Origin of the sequence: Sphingobacterium thalpophilum, assembly GCF_901482695.1 — a bacterium.
GTDB classification, from domain to species: Bacteria; Bacteroidota; Bacteroidia; order Sphingobacteriales; family Sphingobacteriaceae; genus Sphingobacterium; species Sphingobacterium thalpophilum.
On the sequence record NZ_LR590484.1, the window covers coordinates 4,572,422 to 4,589,925 of the forward strand.

General features: G+C 48.3%; 16 protein-coding genes. 6 read left to right on the forward strand and 10 right to left on the reverse strand.

Annotation, left to right across the window (positions count from 1 at the left end):
- Positions 1-46: 46 nt before the first annotated feature.
- Positions 47-1,141 carry a sensor histidine kinase gene (locus tag FGL37_RS19035; RefSeq protein ID WP_028070834.1) on the reverse strand — a complete coding sequence of 365 codons (1,095 nt, stop codon included), beginning with the start codon at positions 1,139-1,141 and terminating at the stop codon, positions 47-49.
- Positions 1,142-1,336: 195 nt separating this feature from the next.
- Here FGL37_RS19035 and FGL37_RS19040 point away from each other — a divergent pair, with 195 nt between their 5' ends.
- The gene (locus tag FGL37_RS19040; protein ID WP_028070833.1) at positions 1,337-2,470 is read left to right on the forward strand and encodes a cysteine desulfurase family protein; all 1,134 of its coding nucleotides are present in this window, start codon (positions 1,337-1,339) and stop codon (positions 2,468-2,470) included.
- 71 nt (positions 2,471-2,541) lie between these two features.
- Here the strand turns inward: FGL37_RS19040 and moaCB are convergent, their stop codons facing one another.
- The 8 genes from moaCB to FGL37_RS19080 all read right to left on the reverse strand — a co-directional run bounded on the left by moaCB (position 2,542) and on the right by FGL37_RS19080 (position 9,906).
- Entirely contained in the window at positions 2,542-3,453 is a 912-nt protein-coding gene (gene moaCB / locus FGL37_RS19045) for a bifunctional molybdenum cofactor biosynthesis protein MoaC/MoaB (RefSeq protein WP_028070832.1), read from the reverse strand.
- Positions 3,454-3,455: 2 nt separating this feature from the next.
- Complete coding sequence (locus FGL37_RS19050; RefSeq protein WP_028070831.1) at positions 3,456-3,896, reverse strand: molybdenum cofactor biosynthesis protein MoaE; 441 nt, start codon at positions 3,894-3,896, stop codon at positions 3,456-3,458.
- Positions 3,889-4,995, reverse strand: coding sequence for a HesA/MoeB/ThiF family protein (locus tag FGL37_RS19055; protein ID WP_028070830.1), 1,107 nt, complete (start codon positions 4,993-4,995; stop codon positions 3,889-3,891). Before FGL37_RS19055 ends, FGL37_RS19050 begins: the two co-directional genes overlap by 8 nt.
- Positions 4,996-4,998: 3 nt before the next feature.
- Positions 4,999-5,226 carry a MoaD/ThiS family protein gene (locus FGL37_RS19060; RefSeq protein ID WP_028070829.1) on the reverse strand — a complete coding sequence of 76 codons (228 nt, stop codon included), beginning with the start codon at positions 5,224-5,226 and terminating at the stop codon, positions 4,999-5,001.
- A 107-nt stretch (positions 5,227-5,333) separates the two neighbouring features.
- Complete coding sequence (locus FGL37_RS19065; protein ID WP_028070828.1) at positions 5,334-6,068, reverse strand: sulfite exporter TauE/SafE family protein; 735 nt, start codon at positions 6,066-6,068, stop codon at positions 5,334-5,336.
- Between the two features lie 5 nt (positions 6,069-6,073).
- Positions 6,074-7,843 (reverse strand): NTP transferase domain-containing protein, encoded by a 1,770-nt coding sequence (locus FGL37_RS19070; protein WP_081817920.1) that lies wholly within the window; start codon positions 7,841-7,843, stop codon positions 6,074-6,076.
- Positions 7,840-8,820: a GTP 3',8-cyclase MoaA gene (moaA, locus tag FGL37_RS19075; protein WP_028070826.1), complete on the reverse strand. Its 981-nt coding sequence runs from the start codon at positions 8,818-8,820 to the stop codon at positions 7,840-7,842. The genes FGL37_RS19070 and moaA overlap by 4 nt, the downstream gene beginning before the upstream one ends.
- Before the next feature lie 3 nt (positions 8,821-8,823).
- Positions 8,824-9,906 carry an XdhC family protein gene (locus FGL37_RS19080; protein WP_232048738.1) on the reverse strand — a complete coding sequence of 361 codons (1,083 nt, stop codon included), beginning with the start codon at positions 9,904-9,906 and terminating at the stop codon, positions 8,824-8,826.
- Positions 9,907-10,164: 258 nt separating this feature from the next.
- On the opposite strand from FGL37_RS19080, the gene FGL37_RS19085 reads away from it, so the two are divergent.
- The 5 genes from FGL37_RS19085 (at position 10,165) to FGL37_RS19105 (ending at position 16,864) form a co-directional block, all read left to right on the forward strand.
- Positions 10,165-10,635: a (2Fe-2S)-binding protein gene (locus FGL37_RS19085; protein ID WP_028070824.1), complete on the forward strand. Its 471-nt coding sequence runs from the start codon at positions 10,165-10,167 to the stop codon at positions 10,633-10,635.
- A 25-nt stretch (positions 10,636-10,660) separates the two neighbouring features.
- A complete protein-coding gene (locus FGL37_RS19090; RefSeq protein ID WP_028070823.1) occupies positions 10,661-12,952 on the forward strand; it encodes a xanthine dehydrogenase family protein molybdopterin-binding subunit in 2,292 nt (763 codons plus the stop codon).
- 96 nt (positions 12,953-13,048) lie between these two features.
- Positions 13,049-13,924 (forward strand): formate dehydrogenase accessory sulfurtransferase FdhD, encoded by an 876-nt coding sequence (fdhD, locus tag FGL37_RS19095; protein ID WP_028070822.1) that lies wholly within the window; start codon positions 13,049-13,051, stop codon positions 13,922-13,924.
- 147 nt (positions 13,925-14,071) lie between these two features.
- Positions 14,072-14,422 (forward strand): DUF7009 family protein, encoded by a 351-nt coding sequence (locus FGL37_RS19100; protein ID WP_028070821.1) that lies wholly within the window; start codon positions 14,072-14,074, stop codon positions 14,420-14,422.
- A gap of 39 nt (positions 14,423-14,461) precedes the next feature.
- On the forward strand, positions 14,462-16,864 hold the full coding sequence (locus FGL37_RS19105) for an FdhF/YdeP family oxidoreductase (protein ID WP_028070820.1): 2,403 nt from the start codon (positions 14,462-14,464) through the stop codon (positions 16,862-16,864).
- On the opposite strand, the gene FGL37_RS19110 is transcribed toward FGL37_RS19105, so the two are convergent.
- Positions 16,852-17,457 carry an NTP transferase domain-containing protein gene (locus tag FGL37_RS19110; RefSeq protein ID WP_037533827.1) on the reverse strand — a complete coding sequence of 202 codons (606 nt, stop codon included), beginning with the start codon at positions 17,455-17,457 and terminating at the stop codon, positions 16,852-16,854. The two genes, FGL37_RS19105 and FGL37_RS19110, sit on opposite strands and share 13 nt — an antisense overlap.
- Positions 17,458-17,504: the final 47 nt, after the last annotated feature.

Consider the following 17,504-nt stretch of genomic DNA (forward strand, 5'->3'; position numbering starts at 1 on the left):
CGGAAATTGTTTGTTCATTTATAAGATTTATTGGAAGATAAATAGGTCAGTTAGGGAAGAAGAGCCGGACTTCTGTGCCCTGTTGTTCTTTGCTGAAAATAGTGAACTGTGCTCCAATTCTATTCACGAGTTCTTTGACGATAAAGAGTCCCAAGCCTTTGCCTTTATATTTTTCGGAATTGGAACCGCGTTGGCGTTCTAGGTGAATATTCTCGAGTTCATGCTGAGGTATCCCGATGCCATTGTCTTTTATGAAATAGACGGTGCCGTTGTTTGTCCGCTCGCTACGGATATATAGTTGAGCTTTTTTATTACAGCTGGAATATTTGATGGCGTTGTTCACCAGATTCGTGAAAATCTGATAAATAGCATGCGGATCACTGAATATAGGGAAAAGGTCTCCGAAGACGATTTGGGTGTGGGGTGAATGATGAAGCATTTTTGCTTCCCGGCACCATGCAGCGAGCGCATGATCGAGCCGCACGAGTTGCTTTTGGAGCTTATAGCTGGGGGCGAGGCTTAACTCCACGGTCTTGTCAATGATATCATTGATGTTTTCCAGTGACTGATTGATGACTTCATATAATTCAAGTCTCCGGCCCGGCGACATCTCCAAGTGCTCTTTTAGTACACTGACTCCAATTTTGGCCAAGGCCAGCGGATTTTTGGCGTCATGCGATAAGGTGTGTGTAATCATCTGTAGGTTGCTATCGGGATGTCTTTCATCTTCTTGCTGGCCGGAAGCTTGTAGCGACTGTATCTTGTCGGTAACATCACTTGCGGTATGCAAAATAGAGTAGGTCCTGCCCCGTTGATCTATTAGCGGTTTGTACTCAAAATTGAAATAACGTTTAAATTTTAAGTCTCCATTATAGATATAAACTGGTGCGTCAGAAGCTCTATAGGTGATGCCTGTGTCCCAAACATTGGTCAGTATCGTTGCAAAACCATCCTGCGTAAATCCGGGAAACACTTCTGTAAAAGGATTGTCCAGAATCTCCTCGCCGATGCGCCAGATGTCCAGCATCTTGGAGTTGGCAAAACCGATATTGAGATTGACATTATCATAAATAGCTGTCGCCAAAGGAATTTCCTTTAACGCTTCAAGGTAAAGAGGGGCATCCGGATGTGATCTTTGCATATAGGATATTTAGGAGCAGGATGAATCGTAAACTGCCACCGCAAATCAAAGCAATAATCAAGCCACGAAGACCGATTTCTCGAGATAAAATCAGCTAGTTTAGCAGAGGCGTAGATATCAATGGATTAGGGGAGAGTGCCAGCAAAAGAGTTCATGTTTATTAGGTGTTCTCCGGCGGAGTGAGTACATTTATATATGCATTCTACATTCGTCTATTTGGACTATAATTCAACCACGCCCACAGATGAGCGGGTTTTGGAAGCTATGTTACCTTTTTTTACTGCGGATTTTGCAAATCCAAGCGGTTCGCATCTTTTTAGCCTTAGTATACAGGACGTTGTGGAACAGTATACCGAAGAACTGGCAATCGCTTTAGGCGCAAAAGCACAGCATATCATATATACTTCGGGTGCTACAGAAGCGATCAATATGGCAGTCAAAGGACTAAGGGCTTCACCGCGCCGACATATCGTGGTGGTCGCTACCGAACATAGGGCTGTACTGGAAACCTGTCAGGCAATGGCCTTCGACGGTTATAAGGTGACGGTGTTGCCCGTCGATCACGAAGGCCATATTGATCTCCTACAGCTGGCGGAGACTGTGAGCGAAAATACCTTATTGGTCTGTACCATGCTGGCAAATAATGAAACAGGTCTTATCCATCCCATTCGTCACATCAGTGAGATTGTGCATCAGAAAGGGGCTTTGTTGCTCAGTGATGCCACGCAGGGTGTAGGTAAAGTGAAGGTCGATGTGCGAGAATTGGGGGTGGACCTTTTAGTGTTTTCGGGCCATAAGTTTTACGGTCCCAAAGGTGTAGGTGGGCTGTGCTGCGACGGTTCAGCTAACAAGCTGCTGAGTCCCTTGATTCATGGTGGCGGACAGCAGCAGGGGTATCGAAGCGGGACTTTAAATGTCCCCGGCATCGTCGGTATGAGCAAGGCGCTGAGCCTCGCTCTGGAGTCGCAGGAGCAAGATCGGCTGCATATTGGGACGTTGCGGGATATACTTGAAACTGGCTTGCTGAATATCCCCGGTACGTTCTCTAATGCTACCGCGAGCAATAGGTTGTTTAATACAACGAATATCTGCTTTCAGGGTATACAGGCGGAAGAGTTATTGAGGGCACTGGGCAATATCGCCGCATCAAGTGGTTCAGCCTGCACTGCGGTCACGCATAGGCCCTCCCATGTCCTCAAAGCCATGGGTTTATCGGACCGAGACGGCTTATCCTCACTACGTTTTAGCTTGGGGAGGTACAATACCATCTCGGAGATCGAAGAAGCTATCGAACGCATTGGTCGTTGTGTTGCAAAACTACGGGCGTAACGGTTCGACCGAACCTTAACCGCTTGTGCAGACTGACGGAACACGATGTAAACAGCGTCTGGCAGGACAGATTAATCGTGCCGGATATTTTCACGGACCCGGAAGACATGGAACAGCTGAGGAAACAGCGCTGCTACGCTTTCCCGGACGCCATTAGGGGACCCCGGCAGGGTGAGCACAAGCATACGGCCTGCAAACCCCGAGATCCCTCTGGACAGCATGGCAGTTTTTACCCGTTGTTGCCCATATTGTCTGGCAGTCTCCATGATGCCCGGGATGGGCCTGCTGATATAGGGGGACACGATATCCGGCGTGATATCGCGATCTGAAAGTCCAGTACCGCCAGTAAATAGCAAAAGATCGATTCCTGCTGCCTGATGCCCTTCCAGGCAGTTACGTATGGCTTCCGCTTCATCAGGCACAACCGAATAGTTGATATCCGTTAAACCCTGTTGTTCAAGAAGCTGCACCAGCAACCGGCCGGATACGTCTTGTTTGTTCGCCTGAGCGACAGAGTCGCTACAGACAACGACGGCAGAACGGAGACTATCGATTCCCGGGATCACATCGTTGCTCTTGCCACCCTGCTTCTCAACAAGCCGTATGCTGCCAATTTCAACCTGTTTGTCAATGGGTTTTAGCATATCATAGATGACCAAGGCGGCGATGGACGCACCATGCATGGCCTCGACTTCGACTCCCGTCTTATAAATCGTGTGGACCTCGACTTCAATATGAATTTGCAATCCTTCGATGGCATACCGTACTGCAGCGTATTCAACAGGAAGCGGATGGCAGTCGGGGATCATATCTCCTGTCTTTTTAATGGCGAGCAAGGAGGCAGCACGCGCAAATTCGAAAATGTCGCCTTTGGGTACCTGGCGTTGTTCGATCATGTTGATGGTCCGTTGCTCTGAGACTTTAACAGTGGCCAGGGCTATGGCTTTTCGTAAAGTGGGGCTCTTAAATGTAATGTCAACCATGTTTAATTGTTAATTTTCCATTGATGTGATTCATCTTCAAATATTTCGCGCCCCCAAATAGGCAGTTCGCTTTTGATGCGCTCGACCAGTTCCTGGGACGCATTCATCGCTGCTTTGCGCCGCGTCGAGGAAGTGAATACAAAGAAACAGATTTCGCCGGCATGAACGATACCCTCGCTGTGGTAGACATGCATGCAGCTGAGATCATACTTTGCAAAGATCTGTGAACGGATGCTGTCCATTTGTTGCAGTGCCAGTTCTTTATTGTTGGTATATTCGATCGAGCGGACTGTTTTTCCCGCCACCTCGTCGGCCCTGATCTGTCCCAGAAACAGGCTATGGGCGCCAATATCGGTTCTGGATCCGTGTTTGGTAATTGTATCGGCGATTACCGTTGCGGGAATGGGACCCTGAATAAATATGTCACTTTTTGTTTTATGCATGGAAATAAAGTTTAAGGTGGTCGATGCCACCCTCCAAATTAAAAATCTGATGGTCATGGTTATCTTGTGCTGCAACAAACTGAGCCGCTGCCAAACTCCTTTTGCCGGTCTGACAGATGAAGACTAGTTTGGGACATGCTAATTTGCTAAGCTGCCGTGGGAGCTCACTAAGTGGTATACGGATATGGTCGACAGGTAGTTTAGGGACCTCCGCAGCTTCACGTACGTCAATAAGCAGGACATCCTCCGCATGCCAGCGGGTCACAAGCTGTTCTGCCCTGAGGTTTTGGACCTGTTGGTCAGCTGCTGCACAGAAATGATCGTATTTAAATTGTCTCAGGGCATCCAAGGTAGTCGGATAGCTATTGTCGTATGGCACATCGTCAGGGATGGTAAATGTGTAAGAGCTGTTGTCAAGAATATTTATCGTCATGAGCTGATTGGTTAATACAGTGCCAATGCCGGTAATCAGTTTAATGGCCTCTGTTGCCTGCAGCGTGCCGATAAGACCAGGTAATACACCGAGTACACCGGCGGTATTGCAGTCGGGCGCTTCCAAGGGATCGGGTGGGATAGGGAAGAGATGCCTATAGGTAGCTTTCAACCCATTATCATCAGCGACGTTGAATACGGCGAGCTGCCCCTCATATTGGTATATAGCGCCGAAAATAAGTGGTTTGTCCAGCAAGCGGCAGGCGTCGCAAAGTAAGTAGCGTGCAGCGAAATTGTCTGTACAGTCGATCACGATGTCGTAGGGTTCAATCAGCGACGCTGCATTCGCGGGATGTAACATGAGGCTATGGGCATGGATGGTCACATCGGGATTCTGCCGACGCAGTTTTGCTGCGGCGACCTCCGCCTTTGGATGTCCGACGTTGTCGCTGTCATACAGCACTTGCCGGTGCAGGTTACTGATATCGACCGAATCGTGGTCAACAATGCCTACTGTGCCAATCCCCGATGCGACGAGATATTGTAGAGCAGGGCAACCCAGCCCGCCGGCACCGACGACTAGCACCCCTGCTTGCTGGAGCTTCATCTGGGCCACTTTACCGAAACCCGTGAGTGCGTAATGTCTTGAATAGCGATCGTCCGTCATTTGTTATCCTCCTGAATAGGGTGGCATCAATGCAACAATGTCATCGGCCGCCAAAGCTGTCGTTTCTTTGACCAGTGTATTATTGACAGCGATCAACAGACTGCGGTTGGCTAGTGCCGGCTGCTGCGCTGTCAGCGTAGCTACTAAATCAGCCGTATCCACAGCTGTTATATAAAATTCTTTTTCCAATAGCTCTGTCAGTGAACCAAATGTTTTTACTTTCACTTTCATGGGTGTACTCATTTTATTTTGCGCCGCTTTACCTTTATCTTGACCACATAGGACTACGTTGATAAATAAGGGCGCGTTATCGTATGTGTTGCTCTTTTGTTATTATTTTAAGCCTTGGTAAACAGTAATTTATATGCTGCAACCAGAAGTACAGTTGCAAGTACATATTTTAGTGCATCCTGTTTTAATTTCTTCGATCCTAGATAGGCGCCCAGCAGGCCGCCTAAAAATGCAATGGCTACGTATAGCCACATGTGGGCGTTGAATGCGATACCCCGCGTCAGCATACCACTCAGACCTGACAATGAATTTACGAAAATAAATGCAGCACTGATAGCGGCAGTTTGTTTTTGATCGGTCCATTTTAACAGAATGAGTAAGGGCGACAGGATAATGCCACCACCTATTCCGATCATGCCAGAAAGCAATCCTACAATCGCTCCGATGATTATTGAGCCTGCAGTGCTGTGTGGTTTCAGTTCGTCCGCTGCGGGACTTTCGAAGAAAAAAAATCGGAAGACCGGAAAAAGCAGAAGGGCGCCCAGCAGGCGTTTGTAAAGCTGGTCCTCCAAGGTAATCATGCCACCGATAAATGCCATGGGTACCGACGCTGCAGCGACTATCAAAAACAGGTTTCTCCTGAAATAATGGCCTCTATAATACTGTATAAAAGAAGTCAGCGAAACAAAAAGATTAAGTACAAGTGCAGTAGGCTTCATCTCCTGTGGCGCAATTCCATAGAGCGCCATGAGGGCTAAATATCCGCTGGCACCGCCATGTCCGACTGCGGCATAAAGAAAGGCAAGAATAAACAGAAAAACATAAAAAAAATCAAAGGGCATAACTACTACGTTAGAAGGTATATAAGGACTTCGTCACCAGTTTGGCATCCTGTTGAGCTTTCATCCAGAATCAATAGACAATTGGCCTGTGCGTATGACTGCAGCCGATACGATTCTTGGGCATGCAGAGGCGTTACCGACTGGCCATCATAAGTTGCTTTCAAAAAATGCGTGAGCCCCGGTTTTTTGGCGTAGGCTTGCGCGGCATAGGTTTTTATGATACGGTTGCGGTGTGGAAGCTGCATAATCTGTTCAAGGGCGGGAGCTACATACAGGTAAAAGCAGGTGAGTGCCGATGAAGGGTTGCCGGGTAGCCCAAACACAAGCTTGGTATCTTTGGTGCCAAAAAATAAAGGCTTGCCCGGTTTCTGCCGTATACGATGGAAGCGTTGCCTGACACCACAGGTCTTGGCTGTGTCGACAACATAGTCGTAGTCACCGACACTGACACCACCCACCAAAAGAACGATATCTGCATGCGTGAGCGCATTGTTGAGTGTTGTCTCCAGGGCCTCCCTGTCATCTTTGACATGTTGCATATGGACCTGCTGTATTCCAAGCTGCTTTAAGGCAGCGTCCAGCTGAAAAGAGTTGGACTCGTATACTTCGCCATAATTTAAGGGGCTTCCCAAGGGTTTAAGTTCATCGCCTGTAAGGAGGATATGGACCTTTGGCGCAGCAAAAATATCAACTTCAGCGCAGCCTATCCCGGCAAGATAGCCAATCGCGGCAGGGCTCAGAAAAGTACCTGGAAGCATGGCCGTTGTACCCGCTTCAACTTCGGAACCCTGGGGCCGCACATGGTCTGCGAAGCGGAGTGAGTCGTCTTTAATGACAATATGGTTGTCTTGTAGCCGCTCTACTTTCTCCTGCATCACGACAGTGTCGGCGCCATCGGGTACTGGTGCTCCGGTATAGATACGCATCGCCTGTTCGGGTAAAAGTGTTTTCATCGTCCTGCTGCCTGCAGGGATTTTATCCGTCACCCGCAGTGTTTTAAACCGGTCCGCATAACGGATGGCGTAGCCGTCCATGGAAGATTGAGGGAAGCCGGGTATCTGTTGTGTGGCGGCCACGCTTTGTGCCAGTGTGTAGCCAAGGGCCTGCTGGATCGAGACATGCTGTTGGCGTGCTGTTGGTAAAAAATGATTTATAATCGCTGTAGCTTGCTCCACAGAAATCAGCTGATGAGGCAGATCAAAGTAATCCTGCGCAGTGTCGATGTCGAATTTCGCCGCATCGAAATCGAAGACAATTCGGTCTTCAGGGTATTGGCTGGCAATTTTCTTTGCGCCCTCATGTCCTTCTAATGCGATCAGCTGTCGAAAATACTTTTTGCCGAATAATGTCGGAGGTCCCCAGGTGCCGTCGAATCCAGTTACAACTATTCCTTTGCCGCTTTGGTCGGCGAGGTTATCCAAGGCTAGGAATACATGCTGATCAACGAAAGGCTGGTCGCAGAGGCTGATGATGCACTGCTCGATCCCGGGATGTATGGTCAAAAGCTTTTGTAAACCTGTGCGGATAGAGGACGAGAGGCCGCTTTGCCAGTGGGGATTGATGCTTATGCTTACGGGCAGATGGGCGACGGCGGTCCGTACAAGATCGTGGAAAGCACCGACAACGATACAGACGGCAGCATCCGGAACGTCGAGGGCGGCCATACTGATGCGTTTTAGTAGGCTACTTCCTTTAAATTCAAGCAACTGTTTGGGGCTTCCGAGACGGGACGAGCTGCCCGCTGCCAAAATGATTATGCCTGTTTTTGTTTTCATCCGCCAATAGTGATCATACTGCGATTTTGTAAGAAATCGGTTTCTATCTGTTCAAAGTTTTCCGCCAGTTGTCCACCCAGAGCCTGTGCTTTGGATAGAATATTTTGCTGTATCAAAGGGAGGACGTCCCCGCCAGTCCGTAATGTGGAGAGGAGGTCTGTCTCTCCAGCAGAGAAGAGGCAGTTCTTTAATTTTCCATCAGCCGTGAGCCGTATCCGGTTGCAACCGGCACAAAATGGGGCTGTCATCGTACTGATGATTGCGATACGTCCGAGGTGACCAGGGATCGAAAACGCTTTGGCTGTGTCATGCGGTCTGGCCGTTACAGGCTGTATCGTGTACGCTTGTTGCACTGTATTCACGATATCGTCATAGGTAAGCACCTGATTGCTGCTCCATTTATTACCGCTAAACGGCATGAATTCGATAAAGCGGATTTCCACTGGTTTGCTTTTGGTAAGTGCCACAAAGTCTAGGATTTCGTCATCGTTGATGCCTTTCATGACAACCACGTTAATTTTCGTGATGACGTTGTATTTTAGCAGGAGGTCGATGTTTGCGCGTACCCTTTCAAAATAATTCCTTCTTGTGATCTTTATGAAGCGCTCTGGACGCAAAGTATCCAGACTGATGTTGACGCTTTTAAATCCGGCGCTCACGATTTCCCCGAGCATGTCATCAATCCTGATGCCGTTAGTGGTCATATGCAGTTCAACGGGAAGCTGGGATAGCATGGCAATGATTGCGGGGGCGTCTCGCCGTACCAGAGGTTCACCGCCCGTGAGACGGATTTTGCGTACGCCGTGAGCCACAAAAACCTTGGCCAGCTGCTCGATTTCGTCCACCTGCATGAGCTGTGCATGAGGTGTAAAAGCATAATCTTCCTCAGGCATGCAATAAAAGCAACGGAGGTTGCAGTTATCTGTCAACGATATACGCAGGTAAGTATGGGATCGTCCGTATTTGTCTGTGAGCATGGGTTAAAGTATTAAAGGGCTAGCAGCATGAATTTTTGTCGGCAAGTACTTTAACGGAGTGCCGGGCCTGCCGCTAAGTACAGCTTTGATTTCCGCCAGGACCGCAATTGCTATTTCGGCCGCGTTTTCGGCACCAATATCGAGTCCGACAGGCCCATGAATCCGCCTCCTATCACTTTCGGTCAGCACCAGGCCTAACTGCTCAAGATCCTTGAACATGCGTGCCAATTTTATTTTGGGGCCCAAAGAGCCAATATAAGCGATATTGGTGGCAACGAGCTGGCTGAGTACCTGCAGATCGTATTGATAGTTGTGCGTCATAAGAACAAAAACGGTCCAGGGATCTATTTGAATTTTCGGAATGACATGGTCCGCAGGAGTCACGATTATTTGCTTTGCCGCCGGAAAGCGTTGTTCGCTGGCATGTGTTGCACGTCCATCCACCACGGTGATCTCCCAGCCCAGGATGTCGGCAGTCTCTACGAGAGGCTGTGCGTCGTTGCCGGCACCCACCACAACGAGGTGGACTGTAGGGGCCAGGTATTCGACAAGCGCTTTACATTCCATTTCCTGATGTTTGTAGGACGTTAGGACAGACTGTCGTTTTGATTTAGCAAGCGCGATGGCTTCCGACAGCCTAGGATCGACAGCGTCATCTGACGGCGCGGACTGTGCGCTGCCACAAGCATCTGTCAACAGCATGCTACCTAATTGAAGTTGGCGTCGGTCTTCCGAAAAACAAGTCACCAATATGGCTTCGCGGCGATGTTGCAAGACGTTTTCCAATAAGGTTATCGGATGCATGGATTTGGTGAAATCAATGTATTCAAACAAGATATGGACAATGCCATTGCAGCCCAGCTGTAGGCCGATCGCATTACCTTCATCGCTGCTGGTATCATAGGTCACCAGACGATTTTGGCGCTGCTGTATGGCTAACAGTGCTTTTTTTAGAGCGTCGCCTTCCAGGCAGCCTCCGCTGATGGCGCCGGTCATGCGCCCATCTGCTGTTACCAGCATCCTTGCTCCGGCCCGCCGATAAGAAGAGCCTTCGACTTTGACAACCGTCGCCAGCGCCATCTCCATGTGTTGGGCTGATGCTTGCTCTGCGGCGAAAATAATGTCTTTGATCTCTTTCATGTTCTTAGGGTGCTGCTGCAGATAGTCTCTACCAAATTTAGTGATTTATGCGTTAAAATACATCAAATCTGTAATAATGGTAAAAAATACAGTGAAATATATAATTATTTACTTAATTTAAGTACTGATTTTGCAGATGAAAAGACTGAGCCAGTGTTTGTAGATGAGAGACTGCAGATAATAGGCAATAAAAAATTAACAATTATGGCAAAATACTCAATTCAGGTAAATGGCAAGAAGCACGAGGTCGATGTGCTTGACGACATGCCGTTATTATGGGTGCTACGGGATATCATGAATCTCAAAGGAACTAAATTCGGCTGCGGAAAGGCGCTCTGCGGCGCGTGTACAGTACATCTCAATGATACTGCAATACGGTCGTGCTCTTTTCCGATTTCAGCGGTGGGCGAGGGCAAGATCACCACTATAGAAGGATTGTCCACCGATGGAGACCATCCGCTGCAGGAAGCGTGGGAAAAATATGTGGTGCCCCAATGCGGATATTGCCAGACTGGACAAATTATGAACGCGGCCGCATTGCTGAAAAAAAATGCCAAACCTTCGGAACAGGAGATCGAGGAAGCGATGAAGGGCAACCTGTGTCGATGTGGTACCTATAATAGAATCAAGGCGGCCATCTTGGACGCGGCCGGCACACCGGTGACTACCGGTTAGTCTTTCATTATAATGCATGCAAATCATGAAAATATTAGCTCCTTTTCAGAAAAAAAAGACCGCAACGGTCGCGTCTGAAATTTTTGGTGTCTCCAGAAGAGATTTTATAAAAGCTAGCGGCTTGCTGACTGGAGGCCTGCTGCTGGGTGTCAGTTTTTTTAGCTGCGATGATAAAGGGAAAAAAGTCGCTACCGTGGCTCCGAATGTGTATCTGAGTATTGGCTCGGACGGTAAGGTCACCATCATTGCACATCGCTCGGAAATGGGGCAGGGTATACGTACGTCGCTGCCATTGATTGTGGCCGATGAACTTGGCGCCGACTGGAGCAAGGTCGAAATTCTTCAGGCCGAAGGCGATGAGAAGAAATATGGTAACCAGAATACGGACGGTTCGTTTTCCGTGCGGATGTTTTATAAACCTATGCGTGAAGCCGGTGCTATAGCGCGCCTCCTATTGATCCGCGCAGCGGCAAAGGAATGGCAGGTAGGCGTAGAGGAATGTGACACCCAGAAAGGGCAGGTCGTCCATTCGCCTTCAGGTAAAAAGAAAAGTTTTGGAGAATTGGTAGAAATCGCACAGTCGCTGCCCCTGCCGAAAGTAAGTGAAGTGAGGCTCAAGGATAAAAAGCAGCTCACGATGGTCGGAAAAGAGACACCGATTATTGACCTGCATAATATCGTTACCGGGAAGGCTGTGTTTGGCATAGATGCCGAGGTTGAGGGAATGAAAATTGCTGTCATCAAACGCTGTCCAGTCGTCGGTGGTACAGTTAAATCTTTCGATGACAGCAAAGCGCGGAATGTGCCCGGAGTCCTAAAAGTGGTCGTTATCAAAGGCGCAGGCCTGCCGGCTACCTTAAAAAAGCCATTAAGTGGAGTTGCTGTCATTGCTGAAAATACCTGGGCGGCTATCAAAGCTCGGGATCTACTCGAGGTGGAATGGGATCTGGGGCCAAATGCGGACTATGACTCTGCCAGACAGATTGAAGAGCTCAGACAGGAGATGGCTAAAGAGGGTACCATCCGGCGTCAACGGGGCGACTTTAAGGCGGCGAAGGCTGGTGCAAAAAAGGTTATCGATCACACATACGTCGCGCCCTATCTGGCGCACGCCACCATTGAACCGCCTTGTGCGCTCGCAGTTGTGAAAAATGGAAGCTGTGAAATCTGGGCCTGTACCCAAAATCCACAGGGTGCACGCGACGCGGTCGCTGAAGAGATCGGTATTCCTGTTGAGAAGGTAAAAATGAACGTTACCTTGCTGGGTGGAGGCTTTGGCCGGAAATCCAAACCCGATTTTATTCTGGAGGCAACGATTCTTGCCAAAGAATCCGGGTATCCGGTGAAAGTGCAGTGGACGAGGGAAGATGATATCCGGCATGATTATTACCATGCGCTTAGCGTACAGCGTATTGTTGCCACTATAGACAGTCAGAACAAGTTAAGCGGATGGTCGCACCATATTGCCAATCCTTCGATTTCGGCGACGGACGACATGAAGGTCGTGCAGCCGAGCGATGGGGAATTGATGTTGGGTGCTTCCGATTTTCCGTATGATGTGCCTGCCATTAGTCTCGAAACACACGACGCGAAGGCCCATTTGCGGATTGGCTGGTTACGGTCTGTTCGCAATATTCCTCAGGTTTTTGCCATTGCGACCATGATGGACGAAGTCGCGGAAGCACGGGGGATGGATCCCATTGCTAATGCACTGGAACTTTTGGGAGAAGACCGTCATATTACCTTTGATCAGGAACTGGTCAAAACAACATACCCTAATTATGGTGAGAACATTGCGGATTATCCCTGGGATACGGGGCGTATGAAGAGGGTGATCGAACGGGTGGCTAAAGAATCTGGTTGGGGCAGGTCGTTGCCGAAGGGCAGCGCGCTTGGCTTCGCAGCCCACAAAAGCTTCCTGACGTATGTGGCTTGCGTGGTGGAGGTGCAGGTAGATGCTAATCAGAATATAAGTATTCCGAATGTTTATTACGCTGTCGATTGCGGTTTGCCAGTGAATGTCGACCGGATTAAGTCACAATTTGAAGGTGGGGCGCAGTTTTCTGCCAGTCTGGCGCTTAAAAGTACCATTTCCGTTAAGCAGGGTCAGGTCGAGCAAAGTAATTTTGACGGTTATCAGATCGTCCGGATGCCTGAGTCGCCTAAGGAGATCCATGTATACATTATGGAAAGTGATGCCAAACCGACGGGAGTGGGCGAACCGCCAGTTCCGCCTTTTACTCCCGCATTATGCAATGCAATCTATGCGGCTACAGGTAAGCGGATCCATACATTGCCAATAGATCTGAAGGCCTGATGACTAATAAACAAGAGCTGATCATGAATTGGCTCTTGTTAGTTTTTGCGCTTTTCGGGCCTAAAAACGTTACTTTTAAATAAACCAAAAGCTTTTATGGAAACCAGGGCATTGGCGAATAAGGCGATTCAACAAGTTAAACTTGTCAGGTTTAGAGACGGTTCAAGTTGTTCAGATGATGATGATGTGTCAGTGGAAGAGCCGCTGGAAATCAGCATCTCTGCATTTGAGGAGGGGAGCAATACGATCAAGAATATTTCTGTGACCATGCGCACACCGGGTCATGATACCGAACTGGCTGCCGGCTTTCTGTTCACCGAGGGAATTATTGACAGGGCCAGCCATATCAGACGAATACAACATGTGGTAGGTACCTGTGATCGCAATAGTAGCAATCGGATTCTTGTCGAACTAAATCCGGGGGTCGTCCCGCGTCTACAGAATGCAGACCGCAATTTTTACACGACGTCGAGCTGCGGCGTGTGCGGAAAGGGATCCATTGAAGCGATCAAGACGGTCAGCATCTTTCGTTGCCAAGCGAATGAGCCCATAGAGATAGCGTTGGACACCTTGTACCTGTTGTCAGAAAGACTTCGGAGCAGCCAAAACAATTTTTCCGCAACCGGCGGTATTCATGCAGCAGCTATTTTTGATCTGCAGGGTAGGTTGGTTGCCTTACGTGAGGACGTCGGCCGGCACAACGCACTGGACAAGCTTATTGGATATGCCTTATTGGGGGAGATGCTGCCATTGAAATGCCATATACTTCTGTTGAGCGGCAGGGCGAGTTTCGAACTGATTCAGAAGGCTGCAATGGCCGGGGCTAAACTCGTTGTGGCGATTGGTGCGCCTTCAAGCCTAGCCATATCAACAGCGGTTGAGTTTAATATTACGCTGCTTGGGTTTTTGCGTGGTCATAGTTTTAATATTTATCATGCGGGAGACTATTTCACATTAAAGGACCCGGAGTAAATCTTATCGTCAGAAGCTAATAGCATGTCCGGCGCTTGTGCTGCTATATGATACAAGTTAAAACGATGTGTACAGTCTGAAGGATGTGGTTTACCTAACAGCGGGATGGTAATAAAGGACAGATGATATAAAAAAATAAGTTTCATAATGAAAATAAGAATCAAAGACAACTCCGTCCGGCTTCGCCTTACGCAATCTGAGATTGCTAAACTGGGAAATACCGGAATGGTTGAAAGCACGACTGCTTTTGTTGGCAGACCATTTATATATGCTGTTCAGAGGACCATCGGTGGGCAGCTTGATGTCGCGTTTGTTGATAACAGAATTGTACTCAGTATTCCGGCAAGCATGGTTCATGAATTGGTAACGACCCAGAGAGTGGGTTTTGAAGGTATAGCGGGGTCGGTGAAATTGCTCGTGGAAAAGGACTTTGCGTGCCTGGATAATACTGTGGAAGATCAGAGTGATAATTATCCGAATCCAAACCTACAATGCTGATCTGCTAGAACTAGTACCTACATTCAATATTTGATGGTTATGGAAGAGAACAATAAAAATCGGAGGGATATGCAGAATTTGGATCATCAGCCCAATGCGGAGAATCCATTTAAACTCTTAAACCTAAAACTTGGCCCCGTAGAAAAATGGGCTGCTGGTATCCCGGCGGTAGTGGCTGCATTTTCGGACCTGATTGAAGAAAAAACAGTATTCCGGGGCACGAAAGCACTTTTCAGTATGAATCAGGCGGGTGGCTTTGATTGTCCGAGCTGCGCCTGGCCTGATCCGGACGACGAGCGTTCGCCGCTGGGCGAATATTGTGAAAATGGGGCCAAGGCGCTTGCGGAAGAGGCAACGACCAAACGTGTGACGCCCGACTTCTTTAAAAATAATTCCGTGTATGACTTAGCCAAGCTCACAGACTACGAAATTGGCAAAATGGGCAGACTTACAGATCCAGTGTATCTGGCGGAAGGGGCAACACATTATCAGCCGATTTCCTGGGATGAAGCTTTTCATAAGATCGCTGCGCATCTCAATGCATTGGGATCGCCTAACGAGGCTGCGTTTTATACCTCCGGCCGGACGAGTAACGAAGCATCCTTTGTCTACCAGCTCTTTGCAAAGGAATTTGGGACCAACAATATGCCCGACTGCTCCAATATGTGCCATGAAACGTCGGGATCGGCACTCCGGCCGACGATTGGGATTGGCAAAGGAACGGTAAAGCTGGATGACTTTTATGAAAGCGAGGTCATCGTTATTATCGGTCAGAATCCGGGTACCAATGCGCCACGGATGATGAGTGCGCTGGAGAAAGCCAAAAAACATGGCGCTAAGATCATTGCGATCAATCCCTTGCCCGAAGCCGGTCTCATGGGCTTTCATAACCCGCAGCAGCTTAATGGAATCTTTGGTAGGGGTGTAAGTCTTGCGGATCTTTATCTTCCTGTCAGGATCAATGGAGATATGGCCTTGTTAAAAGCGCTGGAGATGTTATTGTTAAAACTCGAAAGTGAAAACCCAGGAGCTGTTGTTTATGCTGATTTTATAAAGCATAAGACAACTGGGTATGAAGAGTTTTTGATGCAATTTAGCAGCGGGCGGTATGATCTTGCGCAGCTGAGCGAGCTCAGTGGCGTAGCTGTCGAATCCATTCAGAAAGCGGCCGAGCTGCTGGCTTTTAACAAGAAGATAATTTTCTGCTGGGGAATGGGATTGACGCAGCAGCCCAATGGTGTAGATATGATCCGGGAGATTTTGAATATTTTGCTGTTAAAAGGCAGTATCGGCATTAAAGGTGGAGGTGTCTGTCCAGTCAGAGGGCACAGCAATGTACAGGGCAACCGGACCATGTTGATCGACGAGAAGCCTACTGCGGAGCAGCTGGACCGCTTGCAGCAATACTTCGGATTTGATCCACCGAGGGAGCATGGATATGATGTGGTTAGGGCAATTAAAGCCATGCATGCAGAGCAGGTCAAATTGCTGTTTTGTATGGGTGGTAATTTTCTGTCGGCAACACCGGATACCAGCTATACGGCCAATGCACTTCGGAAACTTAATTTATTAGTCTGTGTGTCGACCAAGTTGAATCGGGGGCATCTCATCCATGGCAAGGAAGCACTGATTTTGCCCACATATGGGCGTAGTGATAAGGATATTGTGAATGGTGAGGTACAGATCGTTAGTACGGAAAATTCCATGGGTGTTGTGCAATCTTCGAAGGGAGTGCTTGATGCTGTCTCCAACAATTTGCTCAATGAGACACAGATTGTATGCCGTATGGCAATGGCGACATTGGGCGCGCGCAGTGTTGTGGATTGGAAGCGATTTCACGACAGTTATGATGCGGTGCGCGATGCCATTGAACGGTGCATACCGGGGTTCGAAAACTACAACGTCAGGGTCCGCCAGAAGGAGGGTTTTTATTTGCCCAATGCTGCCCGTGATCAGCAGGTGTTTGCAGGACAATTTGGCGGACGGGCTCCGTTTACACAGACTGAGTTGCCGGTAAACAAGCTTGAAGAAGATGAATATATGATGGCGACGACAAGGACTCACGATCAGTTCAATACGACGATTTATGGATTGGATGACCGTTATAGAGGTATTAAAAACGAACGGCGTGTGGTGCTTATGAATCAACGAGATATAGACAAAGCTGGTTTTAAGGCTGGCGATAAAGTTGATCTATTTAATTATGATGATGCTATAGAACGTATAGCGCCATTATTTGTGATTGTGCCTTATCAGATTCCGGAGAAAAATGCAGTCACCTATTTTCCCGAAACAAATGTGCTCGTGTCGGTCAACAATGTGGTCAAGGAAAGCAATATGCCAGCTTCAAAATATGTGAAAATTAAGATCAAAAGACACGACCCGCAGATTTATCATAAGGTGGATGAAACGTTATATCTGGCAGCGAATCAGCGTCCCTGACGGGTAGCGGCGATCAGGGGTACCTGTTTTGCTTCTTGCGGTGTATTGACATTGAACAGTATTGTCGGATCGGCTGGTGTAAGCATTTGTACGGGCATGTTGTCGAGTGCTTGTCGGAGGGCGTAATTGCCTGCTGTCGCAACTTCCTGTAAGGTTCGATAGCTTTGCGGTTCCCAGATAGCTATCAGCGGCTCAGGCAGTCCATTTATCGGGTTTCGGAATGCCGTCACCATTTTGCTGCTGTCACGATGTGCGATGAGCTGTTTCAATGCCTGTTCATTTACAAAGGGTAGATCACAGGCCAGTACCAGCCAAGCGGAATGGGTATCGGATTCAAATGCACTTAAAATACCTCCCATAGGTCCTATATCCAGATGTGCATCAGGTAGCGCAGGAAAAGGTTGCTGCCCCAGTTCGGCGCATTGTTCGGGACGACAGGAAAAACAGACTTGAGCACAATAAGGGGCCAGCAAATCTGCTAAGTACTCACGCTGCAACTTGTCATGCCAGACCATTTTCTCTTTTGGGGTTCCCATACGCCGGCTCTTTCCGCCGATGAGTATAAGGCCATTTAAAGAAGCTGATTTTTCCATATTGATACCATGTTTACTTCATTTTTTTTCTTCACGCTGTCGTCGGT